Here is a 16,209-nt window from a genome sequence, read left to right on the forward strand (position 1 = left end):
ATGACATCGCAGTTTGATCGTCGCCAGATGCTCGCCGGCGCGGCCGCCGCCGGTTTGGCGGGCGCGCTTGAAAGCCAGTCAACCGCGCAGGCGCAGACCAAATCGAATATCGCCGTGCGCATCGATCGCGACCTCGATGCGATCGATCCCGCTTATCGCACCGGCCCGTGGGACGGCAACGTGGCACGCACCGTGTTCCAGCGTCTCGTGAAGCAGAAGCCGAATTCCGCCGAGCTCGAGAACGACGCCGCGGCCGAGATCACGCAGACCTCGCCGACGATGATCGATTTCCGGTTGAAGCCCGGCCAGATGTTCACCGACGGCTATGGCGAGATGACCGCTGAGGATGTGAAATTCTCCTTCGAGCGCATCGGCCTCGCGCCCGAGCCGGGACGTCAGGCGGGTCCCTACAAGGGCGACTGGGTCTATCTCGATCGCGTCGAGACGACAGGGCAATACGCCGGCCGCATCGTGCTCTCGAAGCCGCGCGCCAATCTCTTCAACATCGCGATCGGCGACGTCTCCGGCTGCATCGTCTCAAAGAAGGCGACGATGGAGCGCGGCATCGGTCACAACACGAAGCCTGTCGGCTCCGGCCCCTATCAGCTCGTCTCGATGGAGAAGCAGAAGGGCGGCGTGCTGAAACGCAACGCGGCCTTCACCGGCGCGAAGCCGTTCTTCGACGAGATCGCGGTGCGCTTCATCTCCGATCCCAAGACGACGGAGCTTGCGCTGCGCTCCGGCGAGCTTGATTTCGCCGTGCTGCCGCCTTCCGTCGCCGAGCCGCTGCGCGGCGTTTCTGGATTGAGCATCACCGAGCAGCCGAGCATCGCCTATCTCTGGATCGGCATGAACATGGAGAAGGCGCCGCTCACCGATCTGCGCGTGCGCCAGGCGATCCGGCTCGGCCTCGATGTCGATCAGATGCTGCTCGCCGCCTATAACGGCAAGGCGCCGCGGCTCAACACGCTGCTGCCGCCGCAGATTCTCGGCCACTGGAAGAATGCGCCGGTTTACAAGCGCAATGTCGCCGAAGCGAAGAAGCTGCTGCAGGAAGCGGGGCAGACGAACCTCAAGCTGAAGCTGCTCATCCTCAACCAGCCCGTCTATCAGAACATGGCGCTGGTGGCGCGCGCGCTGCTGCAGGAGATCGGCGTCACGCTCGAAGTCGATGCGCAGGAAGGCGGCACTTACTGGTCGGCCGGCAAGGGCGACACCGGCAAGAATCTCGATCTCTTCCTGCTGCGCTTCAATGGCAAGCATGATCCGAATTTCATCATGCAGTGGTTCGTGCCGACGCAGATCGGCGACTGGAACTGGCAGCGCTGGTCGAGCCCCGAGTTCGAAAAGCTGTTCAATGATGCGGCGGCCGAACTCGATCAGGCCAAGCGCGTGCAGGAAGTCGTCGAGGCGCAGAAGCTGATGGACAAGACGTCCGCCTTCGTCTGGCTGACGAATGAGGTGAATTTCCTCGCCCATCGCTCCTGGCTGAAACCTTCCGCGGTGCCGGGCTGGATCGACTGGCAGTATGACAGCTTCGGCGCGGCCACGTCCTGAGTTCGCGCGCGACAAGCAAGATGAGGGGCTGGGTGCAGAGTGATACGGCGCGCTATGTGCTCAGCCGACTCGTCACGACGATTCTCATCATCGTCGGGGCGATGCTGCTGCTGTTCACGCTCTCGACCATCGTCCCGGGCGATCCCGCAGTCACGCTGCTGGGGCCGCAGGCGACGCCGGAATATGCGAAGAAGTTCATCGAGGATATGGGCCTCAACGAGCCGGTTCCGATCCGGCTCGTGAAATTCTTTGGCGCGGTGCTGCGCGGCGATCTCGGCATCGATGTCGTGTCGGGCCGCAGCGTCGCCAGCATGGTTGGCGCGGCGATCCCCTACACCTTCATCCTGATCTTCAGCGCGATCGGGCTCGCGGTGCTGCTCGGCGTGCCGCTTGGCGTGTTCGCCGCGACCCATCGCGGCTCGGCGCTCGATCATGCGCTGGCCTTCATGTCGGTGTCCTTCATCGCGGTGCCGAGCTTCGTCATCGCGATCTTCCTGCTGCTGATCTTTTCGATCTGGCTCGACTGGCTGCCGGTGCTTGGCGCCGGCAACGAGAACGATCTGTTCGACCAGTTCAAGCGGCTGATCCTGCCGACTTTGTCGATCTCGGCGGGATGGATCGGTTTCATCGCGCGGCTCGTGCGCACCTCGATGCTGGAGACTCTGGGCGAGAATTTCATCCGCACGTCGCGCGCCTATGGCCTGTCGGAACGGCTCGTCACCTACAAATATGCGCTGAAGAACGCCTGCATTCCCACCATCGCAATTCTCGGCATGGGCATTGGCCGTCTGATGACGGGCGCGGTCTTCGTCGAGATCGTGTTCGCGCGGCCGGGCCTCGGCCGCCTGATCTATGGCGCAGTGTCCTCGCGCAATTATCCAGTCGTGCAAGGCTCGGTGCTTGTCGTCGTCGCGATCTTCGTTGTCGTCAATCTGATCGTCGATCTCTCCTATTCCGCCATCGATCCGCGCATCAGGCGCGGCGCGCAGGGCGCGGCGAAATGAATGCGCTGCGCGAGGCGCCCGCGATCCTCAGGCGCGTCTGTCAGAATTTTTCGGGCGCCGTCGGCTTCGTCATCGTGATCCTGGTGGTCGCCGCGGCGGTGTTCGCGCCATGGGTTGCGACCCATGATCCCGATCAGCTCGACATCATGAATCGTTTTGCGCCGCCCTCGCGCGCGCACTGGCTCGGCGCCGATCATCTCGGCCGCGATCTCTATTCACGCGTCGTTTATGGCGCCTCGATCGCGATGACGGTGGCGCTGTCGGCGATCGCGCTCGCCTTGAGCGCGGGCACGATGCTTGGCGTCCTTGCGGCGTATTTGCCGCCGCGCTCGGAGCGTTTCGTGCTGATCGCCTTCGAGGTGATCCTGTCCTTTCCGAGCCTTGTTCTCGCGCTCGCCATCGTCGCCGTGTTCGGACCTTCCGCGTCGATCGTCGTCGTGATCGTCGCGATCACGCTGACGCCGCATTTCGGCCAGGTGGCGCGCGCGCAAACGCTCACGTTGCGCAGCGCGCCCTTTCTTGAAGCTGAGCGCATTCTCGGCGCGTCCGGGTCGCGCGTCGTCGTCCATCACATTCTGCCGAATATCATCGGACCGCTGATCGTGCTGGCCTCGATGGATATTCCCGTCGTCATCACGATCGAGGCGGGGCTCTCTTTTCTCGGGCTTGGTGTCAGGCCGCCGCTCGCGAGCTGGGGCGTGCTGATCCAGGACGGCTATCAATATCTCTCCGACAGCTGGACGCCGGTCGTGGTGTCGAGCCTCGTGCTCGCGATCGCGACGCTCGGCTTCACGCTGTTCGGCGAATCGCTGCGCGACGCCGTCGATCCGCGCATCGGGCGGGGGCGATGATGGCTGAGCCGCTGGTCGCCATTCGCAATCTCAGGCTCGAGGCGAAGACGTCGCGCGGCGTCGCGCATATCCTGCGCGGCATCGATCTCGAGATCGGTCGCGGCCGCATTCTCGGCGTGGTCGGCGAATCCGGATCGGGCAAATCGACGCTGGCTTCCTGCCTGCTCGGCCTGATGTCTGCGAATATTTCGGGCGTCAGCGGCCAGATCGATTTCGACGGCGTTGATCTTCTCGCTCTCAGCGCGAGCGAGATGCAGGCGCTGCGCGGCGTGCGCATCGCCATGATCTTCCAGGACCCGATGACGGCGCTCAATCCGCTGTTCACCATCGGCACGCATCTCGTCGACGTGGCTCAGCGGCGCGATCCTGATCTCTCGCGGCACGAAGCGTTGCGCCGCGCCGAGGAGATGCTGAAGAAGGTCGGCATTCCCGATGCGGCGATGCGGCTGAAAGCCTATCCGCATCAGCTTTCCGGCGGCATGCGTCAGCGCGTGATGATCGCGATGGCGTTGCTCACCCGGCCCGATCTCCTGCTCGCGGATGAACCGACGACCGCGCTCGATGCGACGGTTGAAGCACAGATCGTGTCGCTGCTTGAGGATTTGCGCCGCGAGATTTCAGGCTCGATCGTCTTCATCTCGCATCATCTCGGTCTCGTGGCGCAGCTCTGCGATGACGTCTGCGTGATGTATGGCGGCTCGGTCGTCGAAGCCGGCCCCGTCGCCGATGTGCTGGCGAAGCCGAAGCATCCCTACACGATCGCGCTCTTGAGCTGCGAGATCGAGGATGACGGGCATGAGGGGCGCCTGATCTCGATTCCCGGCGAAGTGCCTGATCCCGTCTCGAACAAGGAGGCCTGCATCTTTGCGCCACGCTGTTCGCATGCGGTTGATCGTTGTCGAAATGAAACGCCCCGGCCGCGGCCTTCCGGCGAGGCGCGAGTGGCCGCGTGCCATCGCTTCGAGGAGATCGCGTGATGGCGACGCCGCTCGTCGCCTTCGATCGCGTCTCGGTGCTGTTTGGCGGCCGCGTGCGCGCGCTCGATGATGTCACGCTGACGATCGAGAAGGGCGAAATTCTCGGGCTTGTCGGCGAGTCCGGTTCGGGCAAGACGACGCTCTGCCGCGTGCTGATCGGATTGACGCCCGCCACGGGTTCCGTCGCGCTCGAAGGCAAGGAGATCGGCTCGCTGATTGCAAGCGACGCGCGCGCGTTTCGCAGGCGCGCGCAGATGCTGTTGCAGGATGCGGTCGCGTCGCTGTCGCCGCGCATGCTGCTCAGGCGCACTCTCGAAGAGCCGATCCTGATCCACAATCTGCCAAAGGCGGAGAGTTGGACGCGGCTGACGCATATTCTCAAGCGGCTCGGTCTGCCGAACGACCTGCTCGACAAATTCCCGCATCAGATCTCGGGCGGGCAGGCGCGCCGCGTCGGCGTGGCGCGCGCGCTTGTCATGGAGCCGGAGCTGATCGTCGCCGATGAGCCCACCGCCGGGCTCGATGTGTCGGTGCAGGGCGAACTGCTCAATCTCCTGCTCGATTTGCAGCGCGAATTTTCGCTGACCTATTTGCTCGTCAGCCACAATCTCAATGTGATCAGGCGCGTCACCCATCGGACGGCGGTGATGTATCTCGGCCAAATCGTCGAGGAGAGCGACACGGCGGCGATGTTCCATCGTCCGGCGCATCCCTACACGGTGGCGCTGCTCTCCACGAACCCGTCCGTCGATCCCGCGAAGCGCAAGTCGCGCATCGTGTTGCAGGGGGAAATTCCAAGCGTCGTCAATCCGCCGTCGGGATGTCGCTTCCATACGCGCTGTCCGATCGCGGAAGCGCGCTGCAAGAGCGAAGAGCCGGCGCTTGTCGACATCGAGAACAGCAGGCGCGTGCGCTGCCATTTCCCCTTCGCGATGACGGCTGCGGGAGCGCGCGCCTGATGCCGCAGATGTCGCTTGACGAGATCGAGACGCTTGCGTTTAACGCGCTTGTCGAAGCTGGCGCATCGGAAGCGCAGGCGCGGCCGGTGGCGCGCTCCGTGCGGCGCGCCGAAGCTGACGACATGCGCTCGGTGGGCCTCGGCTATCTCCCGCTTTATCTCCAGCATCTCCATTCCAGAAAAGTTGACGGCGCTGCGACGCCGCAGGTGAGCCATCCGCGCGCCGCGCTCGTGACGATCGACGCCGGCAGAGGCTTTGCGCACCCCGCTTTCGATGCCGGGTTTGAGCAAGCGGTCGAAGCCGCGCGCGCCTGTGGCGTCGCTTCACTCGCGATCACGCGTTCCTATTCCATCGGCGTGCTCGGTCATCCCGTTGAGGATATCGCGACGCGCGGATTGGTCGCGCTCGCCTTCACCAATTCGCCGCCAAACATGGCGGCATGGGGCGGGAAGAGAAAAATCTTCGGCACCAATCCGCTGGCCTTCGCCGCGCCGCGCATGGGCGCGCCGCCGCTCGTCGTCGATCAATCCTCAACTGTGGTGACCAAAGTGGCGTTGGTGGCCGCCGCCGGGAAAGAAGAATCAATTCCGTCGCACTGGGCATTTGATTCAGAAGGTCGCGCGACGACCAATGCGGCGGAAGCTTTGAAAGGATCGATGGCGCCGTTCGGCGGCGTGAAAGGCGCCAACATCGCGCTGCTGGTGGAGCTTCTCGGCGCTGCGCTCACCGGCGCCAATCTCTCCATGAATGTGCATCCCTACGCCATCGCGGAAGGGCCGCCGCCGGAAGTCGGGCAGCATTTCATTCTGTTCGATCCCGACGCCTTCGCGCCGGGTTTTGTCGATCGCATAGCCATGCTTGTCGAAGCCATGACCGGAGAAGGCGCGCGCGCGCCCGGCGCCAGGCGCCTCATCGCGCGCGAACGCGCGGCGAAAGAAGGCTGCGCTGTCGATGATGCGCTGATCGCGCGCATCAGGAGCGCGACCTCGCCATGAAGATCGTCGCCATTCGCGCGACGCCGGTGAATATTCCGCTCGAAGCGCCCTATCTCTGGTCCTACGGTTCGCTCGCCGGCTTCTCCAAGACGATCGTCGAAATCGAGACATCGGATGGAATCGTTGGGCGTGGCGAAGGGCCGTCGCCGGCGAATGTCGCGACGATCCTGAATGTGTTCGCGCCGCGGCTCATCGGCCGCGACCCCATCGATATCCAGGGCGCCGAACTTCTCTCCCTGCCAAGCTGGCGTGGCGTCGGAGCGACCGATGTCGATCTCCCGCTGATCCGCGCCTTTGGCGCGATCGAAATGGCGCTGTGGGACATCAGGGGCAAGGCGTGGGGCAAGCCGCTCTATGAGCTGTTCGGCGGCGCGCATCGCAAGGAGATCGCCTTCACCGATTACTTCGCGTTCCGCGAGCGCGCGAACGGAGCAGGCGGCGAGTCGACGCCGGAGGAAGTGGTCGATTATTGCCTGCGACTCTCCGAAGAGCATGGGACCACGATGTTCGAGGGCAAGTTCTCCACGGTGGATCCCGCGCCGTCGATCCGCATGCTCGAACTGCTGCGCGCCAAACTTCCTGACGCAATGCTGCGCATCGATTCCAACAAGGCCTACTCCTTCACCGAAGCCCTGCGGCTGGCGCGCGCGATTGAGCCTTTGAATATCCGCTGCTGGGAGGATCCGGTGGCGCAGTTCGAGGACATGGCGCGGCTGAGGCGCCACACCTCGATCCGCTTCTCCGCGCATACGCCCGATCTTCGCCGCGCGGTCGCGCTCGGCGTTCCCGATGCGATCTGCACCGACGTCAATGTGCATGGCGGGATCAATCGCACGCTGCGGTTCATCGGCGCCTGCGAGCAGATGGGCGTCGATTTCTGGTGCTATTCCGGCGACAGCGGCATCGCGAGCGCAGCCTATCTCCATCTCGCTGCCGCGCATCAGCATATTCGCGAACCGTCGCAGTCGCTGTTCCGCATGCAGCCGCTCGACGTGATCGAGGAAGGCCCGTTCAGGCCCAAAAATAATGTCGTCGCGGTTCCCGAAAAGCCTGGCCTTGGCGTGACCTTGTCGCGCGAGAAGCTCGCTCACTGCCACAGGCTGTTCGTCGATCACGGCCCTTACGACAAGTTCCACGATCCTGACCGGCCGGGAATATTCCGCCGGCTTCCGCTGCGCTGAGGAAACGCCATGGACGAATATGCGATCATGCCGCCGCTCTACGTCACCTACATGAACAGGTTCGACGTCGAGGCGCTCGACATCACCGATGACGAGGTGCTCGCCGCCATCGAGGATCAGCTCAAGACGCAGGGGCGCGGCGAGGCTGTCATCGAGCCGCGCATGCATCTTGAGCCGAAGGTGGCGCGCGGCCATTTCAACGTGCTGCGTGGATCGCTCGGCGGCGAGGTGGATTCCGCCGGCGTGAAAGTGGTGTCGGATTTCTACGACAATTATCTCCACAAGCTTCCTTCTGAACTTGCGCTGCTTCTCCTGTTCGATCGCCATATCGGCGTGCCCAAGGCGATCATCGACGCGTCCGCCATCACCGATATGCGCACCGGCGCCGTGACGGCGATCGGCGCGAAATATCTGGCGAAACGAGATGCAAAAATCCTCGGCCATATTGGCGCGCGCGGCACCGCCTACTGGAACGTGCGGCTGATGGACAAGATGTTCAATTTCGAGGAAATCCGCGTCCATTCCCGGCGCAAGGAGAGCCGCGACGCGTTCGGCGAGCGGCTGTCGAAGGACCTCAACAAGAAAATCATCGTCACCGACGACTGGGAGAGCTGCGTGCGCGGCGCCGATATCGTCGTCGAGGCCTCGCGTCTGACGAAGCCCGAGCCGCTTCTGAAAACCGAATGGATCAAGAAGGGCGCGCTTGTCATGCCTTACGGCACCATGAGCGCGGTCGAATTGTCGCTCGCTGATATCGCCGACAAGTTCCTCATGGATGATTTCGGTCAGGCGCGCGCCGGTCAATTCGGCGCGCTGAAGCCTCTCTTCGATGCAGGAAAATTGCATGAAGGCCGCTATCACGCCGAGATCGGACAGGTTGCGGCGGGATTGAAGCCCGGCCGCGAGCGCGACGATGAAACGATCCTGTTCTGGCATCGCGGCCTGTCACTGTCCGACATCGCGCTCGGCCACGCTATGTTGACGAAAGGCGCGAAGATGGGTGTGGGCCAGAGGCTGCGTTTCGCATGAGTTTCATCGCCAATGCGCGGATGTATGCGGTCGCGCCGGAGGCGGAGGCCGCATGGCGCGAATTGATCGCGCGCGTCACCGAGGACGCCGGCGTCGCGTTCGATTACATGCCCTATCCCGCGCCGCAGCCGCTTGAGGATTTATGGTCGCGCGGCGATCTCGGGGCGGTGCAGATGTGCGGCTATCCCATCGCGCTGCGCATGGCCGATGTCGCGCCGCTCGCTGCGCCTGTTCTTGCGCTCGATTGGGCCGAGGGTCGCGCGGCCTATCGCTCCGATCTCATCGTGCGGAAGGACGCGCCTTACAAAACGCTCGCGGATACGTTTGGCGGCCGTCTCGGCTGGACGGTCGAACATTCCCATTCCGGCTTCAACGCGCTGCGCCGCCATCTCATGAATTATCGCACGCATGAGCGTCCGAAGCTCTATCGCGAGGCTATCGGTCCTCTGGTGACGGCGCGGAAGATTCTCGATTCCGTGCTCGATGGTTCGATCGATGTCGGGCCGCTCGATGGCTACTGGCACGCGCTGATCGCGAAATACAAGCCGGAGCTGACATCAGGCGTTCGCATTCTGGAATCAACCGCGCTTGCGCCGGCGCCGGCCTTCGTCGCGTCTGCAGGGATGCCGGCGGAGATGATCGAGCGCTTGCGCGCCGCTTTCGCCGCGGCGTCGTCGCGCGATTGGTTTCCGCCGCTGGGCGAAGCATTGCTGATCAGAGGGTTTGCGCCGGTGAAGCAGGAAGATTTCGCAGCTACGCTTCGCTGGGACGCGGAAGCGAAGGCCGCGAACTATACGTTCCCCGCATGAGGCGCGGGCGTTTCCTCGCGCAACGGCGCGCGTCCGCGCGGATGCAGCGGCGCGTCATGGGCGCGGAACAGGAAGCGGCGGAACACGTCGCGATAGCCGGCATAGACAAGGCCGCCATTCAGCGCGAGCACCTCGTCGCGATGGGCGCGATAAACCTGCGGCAGCCGATACCAGGGAACGGTCGGCCAGCGATGATGCACGACATGCAGATTGTTGTGCAGGAACAGCAGGCCGAAAATCGCGCTATTCTCGACGATCGCCGTGCGCTTTTCCACCTCGTCATGGGCGCGATGCTCGGCGAAGGAGCGCACCAGCGCGAGCGACGTGCCGAGATAGACGAAGCCGAGGAGATAGAGCCACAGCGGCATGCGGCACACGCCGATCACCCAGGCCATCAGCAGCGCGACCCATATGAGATGGTGCGCCCAGATACGCGCGACCTTGCGGTCGCCCGCCATGATCCTGTGAAGCTCGTCGACGCAGAAGCGCCACATCGACCAGACCGGGCCGATGATGAGGCGGCCGGCGAGCGTCGCCTGCCAGTCGACAAGCTTCTGCCCGAAGGGGCCAAGCTCGCGCCAGCCGTTCGGCGTCCAGTAGCGGCTTTCAGGGTCGTCGAGCGGGTCGGTCAGCCGTTCGTCCCGATGATGGGTGAGGTGGGTGTCGCGGTAGCGCTCGAACGGCATCCAGAGCCAGAAGGGAGCCGTCGCCAGCGCGGTGTTGATGGCGCGGATGCGGGTGGGATGGCCGTGCAGCGCCTCATGCTGCGCCGAGCCCCACCAGGCGGAGGTCCAGGCGGCGAGGGGCAGCCAGAGCCAGAGCGGGATCGCGGCGTGGAAGAAGGTGAGGGCGGCGAAAGAGAGATAGATGGCGGCGAAGAGCGCCAGGGTCGGCCATTCGACCGGCGCGTTGCGTCTGTAGTCGCCAAGCGAATCCATTACAGGACGACCTCTGCGTCGCTCCTGAAGACGCCATTAAACGCCTTGAAAATCAAGTCGAATCGCGATGCGGAAAGGTTGAATTGTAATCCTTCTCGACCCCTCGCGGGCGCTGCGCTAATCCACAGGCTTCGGCTGCGGGCCGAAGGATTGATCCATGGCTGACGACGAAATCGATCTTAACGCGCTCACCGACTCCGAACTGACGGAGCAGATGCATCAGGACCTCTATGACGGCCTCAAGGACGAGGTGGTCGAGGGCGTCAACATTCTCCTGAAGCGCGGCTGGACGCCCTACGACACGCTGACGAAAGCGCTGGTCGAGGGCATGCGCATCGTCGGCGAGGATTTCCGCGACGGCATCCTGTTCGTGCCCGAGGTGCTGATGGCAGCGAACGCCATGAAGGCGGGCATGGCGATCCTGCGCCCGCTGCTCGCCGAAACCGGCGCTCCCAAGATCGGCAAGATGGTGATCGGCACGGTGAAGGGCGACATCCATGACATCGGCAAGAATCTCGTCTGCATGATGATGGAGGGCGCGGGCTTCGAGGTCGTCGATCTCGGCATCAACACGTCGGTCGAAAGCTTCCTCGACGCGCTCGAAGCGCACCGGCCCGATATTCTCGGCATGTCGGCGCTGCTGACGACGACCATGCCCTACATGAAGACCGTCATCGAGGCGCTGAAAACGAAGGGCAAGCGCAGCGACGTGATCGTGCTTGTTGGCGGCGCGCCGGTGAACGAGCAGTTCGCGGAATCGATCGGCGCCGACGCCTATTGCCGCGATGCGGCGGTCACCGTCGAGACGGCGAAGCGCCTGCTGACGCAAGGCGCGCGCAGGCCCGCGCTATGAGCGAGCGCCAGGCGAAGACGCTCGTCATCGCCTGCGGCGCGCTGGCGCGCGAATTCCTCGCGGTGAAAGAAGCGAATGGCTGGACGCATCTCGACGTGACGTGCCTGCCGGCGACCTTGCACAATCGCCCGTCTGAAATTCCGGAAGCCGTGCGCCGGCGCATCGTGAAAGCGCGCGCGAGCTACGACCGGATTCTCTGTCTCTATGGTGATTGCGGCACAGGCGGGCTGCTCGACGCCGTGCTGGAAGAAGAGAGAGTCGAGCGCATAGAAGGCGCGCATTGCTACGCCTTCTATGCCGGTCTCGATCGTTTCGACGCGATGATGGAGAAGGAGGTTGGCTCCTTCTTCCTCACCGATTTCCTCGTGCGTCATTTCGACCGGCTGGTGTGGCGTGGGCTCGGGCTCGATCGTCATCCCGAATTGCGCGGCGACTATTTCCGGCATTATCGTCGCGTGGTCTATCTCGCGCAGGCGTCGGACGCTGCGCTGGAGCGAAAAGCCGCTGCGGCGGCGCGAAAACTTGAATTGCCGCTTGAGATCGTTCCGACGGGGCTCGCCGGCGTCGACCGGTTTCTCGCCGCGCACGCGTGAGATTTTTCCTTGGCCGACCTGATCATTATCTACTGGCGGGATATTCCGGCTCAGGTGCTGGCGAAGCAGGGGCGCACCGCGGCGAAGCGCGAACTCTCGCCGCGCTTTCAGGAAGCGATCGATAGGACTGCAATGCGCGCCGGTGGGCGCGACAGCGACGCCTATCTCGCCGACTGGCGTCGCGCCGATCCGATCGAGGCGATCGGCGAACTCGAAGACATCGCGCGCGACTGCGCGGAGCGGCTTGAGAAGGATTATCCGCAGGAGCGGTTGAAATCGCTGGTCGAGTCGGGCGGCCGCGAAACGCCGGAACATTTCGTGTTCTTCTCGCCCTCGGGCAAGCGCGGCCGGCATGCGGCAGGCAAGGATATTCTGTCCATCGCGCGCGCCGAGGGCGTCGATCTCGACAGCGTCTGCGGCGGCCGCGGCATCTGCGGTCGCTGTCAGGTGGTGATCGGCGAAGGCGAATACGCCAAGCTCGGCGTCGCGTCCGCAGCCGCGCATGTCACGCCCGTCAATGCGGTCGAGGCGCGTTATGTCGCAAAGCGCGGCGCGCTCGGCGCGGGCCGCCGCCTCGGCTGCCAGACCTTCCTCTGCGGCGATGTGGTGATCGATGTGCCGCCGGATAGTCAGGCGCATCGCCAGATCGTGCGCAAATCGGCCGACGAGCGCGCGATCGAGGTCGACCCCGTTGTCCATCTCCACTATGTCGAGGTGGCGCAACCCGACATGCACGAGCCCGCGAGTGATGCGCGACGGTTGCAGGAAGCGCTTGCAGCGCAGTGGAATCTTGAGGCGGTCAATATTCCGCCGGCGCTGCTGCCGGGATTGCAGGCGATCCTGCGCGCCGGCGAATGGCGCGTCACCGCCGCGATCCGCAACGGCCGCGATCTCGTCGCGCTCTATCCCGGCCTCAAGGAAAGGATTGTGGGCGCCGCTGTCGATATCGGCTCGACGACGATCGCCGCCCATCTCTGCGATCTCGCCAGCGGCGAGACGCTCGCATCGTCAGGTGTGATGAATCCGCAGATCAGGTTCGGCGAGGACCTGATGAGCCGCGTCTCCTACGCGATGCTGAATGCGGGCGGCGCGGCGGAGCTGACGCGTGTCGCGCGCGAGGCGGTGAACGGGCTCATCGCGCGCGCGGCTGATGAAGCGAAGCTGTCGCGCGACGACATTGTCGAGATGGTCGTGGTGGGAAATCCGATCATGCATCATCTCTTCCTTGGCGTCGATCCCGTTGAACTCGGCGGCGCGCCGTTCGCGCTTGCAGTGGACGGTCCCGTCGATGTTCCCGCGCGCGATGTCGGCGTCGCGATTGCGCTGGGCGCTTTCATCCATCTCCTGCCCTGCATCGCCGGCCATGTCGGCGCCGACGCCAGCGCCGTCGTTCTGTCGGAGGTGCCACACAAGTCGGAAGAGCTGACGCTGATCGTCGATGTCGGCACCAACGCCGAGATATTGCTGGGAGACAAGCGGAAAGTTCTCGCCTGTTCTTCGCCGACGGGCCCGGCCTTCGAGGGCGCGCAGATCACGTCCGGCCAGCGCGCCGCGCCCGGCGCCATCGAGCGCGTGCGCATCGATCGCGACACGCTTGAGCCGCGCTACCGGATCATCGGCAGCGATCTCTGGTCCGATGAACCCGGCTTCGAGGACGCCGCGCGGGCGACCGGCGTGACCGGCATTTGTGGCTCCGGAATCATCGAGGCGCTGGCGGAAATGTTTCTCGCCGGCCTCATTCGCTCCGATGGCGTGATTGATGGCGAGATGGCGTCGCGCACGCCGCGCGTCGTCGCGGAGGATCGCACTTTCTCCTACCTCCTGCGCGACGGCGCGAAGCCGATCGTGATCACGCAGCAGGATGTGCGCGCGATCCAGCTTGCGAAGGCTGCGCTCTACGCCGGCGCGCGCCTGCTGATGGATCGTATGGGCGTCGACAAGGTCGAGCGCATCAAGCTCGCCGGCGCCTTCGGCTCGCACATCGATCCCCTGCATGCGATGGTGCTTGGCCTCACGCCGGACTGCGCGCTCGATCGCGTCAGCGCCGTCGGCAACGCCGCTGGCCATGGCGCGCGGATTGCTTTGCTCAACGCCGCGGCGCGGCGCGAAATCGCGGACGCGGTGCGACGGATCGAGAAGGTGGAGACGGCGATCGAGCCCGGATTTCAGGCCCATTTCGTCGCCGCCATGGCGCTTCCGCATGGCTCGGACGCCTTCCCCCATCTTGCGGCGGCCGTCCGTCTGCCCGAAGCAACAACCCCGGTGAGAACGCGACGGAGACGCGCGCAGTGATCAAGATTGCGATTGTAGGCCCAGGCGCCGTGGCGAGCGTGCTCGCCTGGCATCTCGCCCGCGCCGGCCTCGGACCCAGCCTGGTGGCGCGGCCCGCGACGGCGGCCGCGATCATGCGGGAGGGGCTGACAGTGGTCGGCCCCAATGCGGGGCAGTCGGTTCCCATTGCCGTCACCGACGATGCGGCGTCGCTCGGCGTGCAGGATATCGTCTTCGTCGGTTTCAAGGCGCATGACTGGCCGGACGGCCTCTCCGCGGTGACGCCGTTGATCGGGCCGGACACGCTGATCGTGCCGATGCTCAACGGCGTGCCATGGTGGTTTTTCCAGGGGTTCGGCGGGGCATGGCAGGGGCGCGATCTCGCCTCCGTCGATCCCGATCGCAAGCTGCGCGCCGCAATCCCGATGAGCCAGGTGATCGGCTGCGTCGTCTATATCGCGGCGGAGCGCGAGACCTCGGCGCGCGTGCGCTGGAACGGCCGCAAGCGGCTGGTGCTCGGCGAGCCGCTGGAAAGTCCCGCGAATAGCGATCGCGTCAATGCGCTGGTGAAGCTGCTCAAATCAGCCGATTTCGATGGCGAAGCTGCAACCGACATTCGCCATGCGCTCTGGCAGAAGCTGCTCGGCAACGTGACTTATAATCCGCTGTCGGTCGTCGCCAACGCCACGATGGACCGCATGGCCGAGCATCCGCCGCTCGCGCGCCTTCTGCGCCTGATGATGGAGGAGGCGGTCGCAGTTGCTAAGGCGGTCGGCATTCCCGGAACGTTCGATCTCGAGGAGAGGCTGAAGCTCTCGCCGTTGATGAAGGGCGTGAAGACCTCGATGCTGCAGGATTTCGAAGCCGGCCGCGCGCTCGAACTCGGCGCGATCGTCAACGCGGTCGTCGAGGTCGGCAAGCTCGTCAATGCGCCGACCGCGATGATCGAGACGATCGGCGCGCTCGCCGCCGAACGTTCGCATGTCGCGACACGTTGAATATTTTTCACAAGGCTCCGACCCATGAACGACGCTTCGCCTTCGCTCCGCTCTCCGCTGCATGAACGCGTCATCGGCGTTCCGCTTGGCGCGCCGCCTTCGCCGCCCGAGCCCGATCTCAAGCTCGATCCGAAGCTGCGCCGGCTGCATCTCAACGAGTCGCCGCTGCCGCCTTCGCCGCGCGTGATCGAGGCCGTGACGGCGGCTGCGCGCGACGGCGCCTATTATCCCGATTTCGCCTGCACCGCGCTTGCCGATCGCTTGTCGCGCATGACCGGCGTATCGAAGGACGTCATGACGTTCGGCAATGGCAGCGGCGATCTGCTCATCGCAGCGACGCTGGCGACGGTCGGTCCTGGCGATGAAGCTGTCATGGCGACGCCGACCTTTGTGACCTGCGGCCGCGGCGTCGTGCTGACGGGCGCGAAGAAAATCGAAGTGCCCGTGCGCGATGACGGCGTCACGGACATGGACGCGATGATCGCCGCCATCACGCCGCGCACGCGGCTCGTCTATATGTGCTCGCCGAACAATCCGACAGGCGGTCCGTCCTCGCGCGAGGAATTGCAGGCGCTGGCGAAAGCTGTGCCTGAAGACGTCGTGCTGCTGATCGACGAAGCCTATTTCGAGTTCGGCCGTTTCGCCGGCGGCGTCGATGCGCTCGACATTGTGCGCGAACGCAAGGGCGCCTGGATCATCACGCGCACTCTATCGAAGGCCTATTCGCTCGCCGGCTTCCGCGTCGGCTATTCCTATTCGAGCGACAAGAGCATCGCTGAAGCGCTGGCGAAATCGCGCCCAAGCTTCATCGTCGGCCGCATCGCGCTGGCGGCGGCGTGCGCGGCGGTCGATGATCGCGATTATCACGAAAAGATCGTGCGCACGGTGTCGCAGGAGCGCGATCGGCTCGCCGGCGGCTTCCGTCAGCTCGGCTTCAACGTGCTGCCGTCGGCGACGAACTTCATCATGGCGATTCCGGCGGCGAAGCCGGCTGCGGCTTTCGCCTCCGCGCTCGCGGCGAAGGGTTTGCTCGCGCAGGCGATGCCCTGGCGCGGGCCGAACGGCGCGCTGCGCATGTCGATCGGCACGGCGGCTGATTCAGACGCCGTGCTTGAGACGGTGAGGGAAGAGCTGGCGAAGGCTTGAGCGAAGCCGGCTTATTCTATTTCGGCCGTTGTGCCGAGGCTTCGCCAC

At 64.6% G+C, this 16,209-nt stretch carries 15 protein-coding genes; 14 read left to right on the top strand and 1 reads right to left on the bottom strand.

Annotated features, from left to right (window positions below; all coding sequences use genetic code 11):
* Genes L8F45_RS29790 through L8F45_RS29830 form a run of 9 tightly spaced genes read left to right on the top strand, consistent with a single transcriptional unit; the run spans position 1 to position 9,362 of the window.
* A complete protein-coding gene (locus L8F45_RS29790; protein ID WP_342364308.1) occupies positions 1-1,557 on the top strand; it encodes an ABC transporter substrate-binding protein in 1,557 nt (518 codons plus the stop codon).
* 32 nt (positions 1,558-1,589) lie between these two features.
* A complete protein-coding gene (locus L8F45_RS29795; RefSeq protein WP_342364309.1) occupies positions 1,590-2,561 on the top strand; it encodes an ABC transporter permease in 972 nt (323 codons plus the stop codon).
* Positions 2,558-3,412, top strand: a complete 855-nt coding sequence (locus L8F45_RS29800) for an ABC transporter permease (protein ID WP_342364310.1) — start codon at positions 2,558-2,560, stop codon at positions 3,410-3,412. The genes L8F45_RS29795 and L8F45_RS29800 overlap by 4 nt, the downstream gene beginning before the upstream one ends.
* A complete protein-coding gene (locus L8F45_RS29805) occupies positions 3,409-4,389 on the top strand; it encodes an ABC transporter ATP-binding protein (RefSeq protein ID WP_342364311.1) in 981 nt (326 codons plus the stop codon). Before L8F45_RS29800 ends, L8F45_RS29805 begins: the two co-directional genes overlap by 4 nt.
* Positions 4,389-5,348, top strand: a complete 960-nt coding sequence (locus L8F45_RS29810; protein ID WP_342364312.1) for an oligopeptide/dipeptide ABC transporter ATP-binding protein — start codon at positions 4,389-4,391, stop codon at positions 5,346-5,348. Before L8F45_RS29805 ends, L8F45_RS29810 begins: the two co-directional genes overlap by 1 nt.
* Positions 5,348-6,343: an Ldh family oxidoreductase gene (locus L8F45_RS29815; RefSeq protein WP_342364313.1), complete on the top strand. Its 996-nt coding sequence runs from the start codon at positions 5,348-5,350 to the stop codon at positions 6,341-6,343. Before L8F45_RS29810 ends, L8F45_RS29815 begins: the two co-directional genes overlap by 1 nt.
* Positions 6,340-7,524, top strand: coding sequence for a mandelate racemase/muconate lactonizing enzyme family protein (locus L8F45_RS29820; RefSeq protein ID WP_342364314.1), 1,185 nt, complete (start codon positions 6,340-6,342; stop codon positions 7,522-7,524). Before L8F45_RS29815 ends, L8F45_RS29820 begins: the two co-directional genes overlap by 4 nt.
* A 27-nt stretch (positions 7,525-7,551) precedes the next feature.
* Positions 7,552-8,553 (top strand): ornithine cyclodeaminase family protein, encoded by a 1,002-nt coding sequence (locus tag L8F45_RS29825; protein WP_342364409.1) that lies wholly within the window; start codon positions 7,552-7,554, stop codon positions 8,551-8,553.
* Positions 8,550-9,362, top strand: coding sequence for a phosphate/phosphite/phosphonate ABC transporter substrate-binding protein (locus L8F45_RS29830; protein WP_342364315.1), 813 nt, complete (start codon positions 8,550-8,552; stop codon positions 9,360-9,362). Before L8F45_RS29825 ends, L8F45_RS29830 begins: the two co-directional genes overlap by 4 nt.
* Here the strand turns inward: L8F45_RS29830 and L8F45_RS29835 are convergent.
* Positions 9,344-10,300, bottom strand: a complete 957-nt coding sequence (locus L8F45_RS29835) for a fatty acid desaturase (protein ID WP_342364316.1) — start codon at positions 10,298-10,300, stop codon at positions 9,344-9,346. The two genes, L8F45_RS29830 and L8F45_RS29835, sit on opposite strands and share 19 nt — an antisense overlap.
* Before the next feature lie 157 nt (positions 10,301-10,457).
* Between L8F45_RS29835 and L8F45_RS29840 the strand changes: the two genes are divergently transcribed.
* From L8F45_RS29840 to L8F45_RS29860, 5 genes are read left to right on the top strand one after another with little or no spacing between them, the layout of a single operon-like run.
* A complete protein-coding gene (locus tag L8F45_RS29840) occupies positions 10,458-11,153 on the top strand; it encodes a corrinoid protein (RefSeq protein ID WP_342364317.1) in 696 nt (231 codons plus the stop codon).
* Entirely contained in the window at positions 11,150-11,746 is a 597-nt protein-coding gene (locus L8F45_RS29845) for a DUF1638 domain-containing protein (protein ID WP_342364318.1), read from the top strand. The genes L8F45_RS29840 and L8F45_RS29845 overlap by 4 nt, the downstream gene beginning before the upstream one ends.
* Before the next feature lie 9 nt (positions 11,747-11,755).
* Positions 11,756-14,038 carry a virulence factor gene (locus L8F45_RS29850; RefSeq protein WP_342364319.1) on the top strand — a complete coding sequence of 761 codons (2,283 nt, stop codon included), beginning with the start codon at positions 11,756-11,758 and terminating at the stop codon, positions 14,036-14,038.
* Positions 14,035-15,015 (top strand): ketopantoate reductase family protein, encoded by a 981-nt coding sequence (locus tag L8F45_RS29855; RefSeq protein WP_342364320.1) that lies wholly within the window; start codon positions 14,035-14,037, stop codon positions 15,013-15,015. The genes L8F45_RS29850 and L8F45_RS29855 overlap by 4 nt, the downstream gene beginning before the upstream one ends.
* A 24-nt stretch (positions 15,016-15,039) precedes the next feature.
* Entirely contained in the window at positions 15,040-16,161 is a 1,122-nt protein-coding gene (locus L8F45_RS29860) for a pyridoxal phosphate-dependent aminotransferase (RefSeq protein WP_342364321.1), read from the top strand.
* Positions 16,162-16,209: the final 48 nt, after the last annotated feature.

Origin of the sequence: Terrirubrum flagellatum (assembly GCF_022059845.1) — a bacterium.
Classification (GTDB): Bacteria; Pseudomonadota; Alphaproteobacteria; order Rhizobiales; family Beijerinckiaceae; genus Terrirubrum; species Terrirubrum flagellatum.

What these genes read in the sequence shown, in the direction of transcription:
- L8F45_RS29815 (WP_342364313.1), top strand. Translation starts at nt 5,348, where the DNA reads ATGCCGCAGATGTCGCTTGACGAGATCGAGACGCTTGCGTTTAACGCG.
- L8F45_RS29860 (WP_342364321.1), top strand. Translation starts at nt 15,040, where the DNA reads ATGAACGACGCTTCGCCTTCGCTCCGCTCTCCGCTGCATGAACGCGTC.
- L8F45_RS29835 (WP_342364316.1), bottom strand. Translation starts at nt 10,300, where the DNA reads ATGGATTCGCTTGGCGACTACAGACGCAACGCGCCGGTCGAATGGCCG.
- L8F45_RS29845 (WP_342364318.1), top strand. Translation starts at nt 11,150, where the DNA reads ATGAGCGAGCGCCAGGCGAAGACGCTCGTCATCGCCTGCGGCGCGCTG.
- L8F45_RS29830 (WP_342364315.1), top strand. Translation starts at nt 8,550, where the DNA reads ATGAGTTTCATCGCCAATGCGCGGATGTATGCGGTCGCGCCGGAGGCG.
- L8F45_RS29800 (WP_342364310.1), top strand. Translation starts at nt 2,558, where the DNA reads ATGAATGCGCTGCGCGAGGCGCCCGCGATCCTCAGGCGCGTCTGTCAG.
- L8F45_RS29820 (WP_342364314.1), top strand. Translation starts at nt 6,340, where the DNA reads ATGAAGATCGTCGCCATTCGCGCGACGCCGGTGAATATTCCGCTCGAA.
- L8F45_RS29790 (WP_342364308.1), top strand. Translation starts at nt 1, where the DNA reads ATGACATCGCAGTTTGATCGTCGCCAGATGCTCGCCGGCGCGGCCGCC.
- L8F45_RS29840 (WP_342364317.1), top strand. Translation starts at nt 10,458, where the DNA reads ATGGCTGACGACGAAATCGATCTTAACGCGCTCACCGACTCCGAACTG.
- L8F45_RS29825 (WP_342364409.1), top strand. Translation starts at nt 7,552, where the DNA reads ATGCCGCCGCTCTACGTCACCTACATGAACAGGTTCGACGTCGAGGCG.
- L8F45_RS29810 (WP_342364312.1), top strand. Translation starts at nt 4,389, where the DNA reads ATGGCGACGCCGCTCGTCGCCTTCGATCGCGTCTCGGTGCTGTTTGGC.
- L8F45_RS29805 (WP_342364311.1), top strand. Translation starts at nt 3,409, where the DNA reads ATGATGGCTGAGCCGCTGGTCGCCATTCGCAATCTCAGGCTCGAGGCG.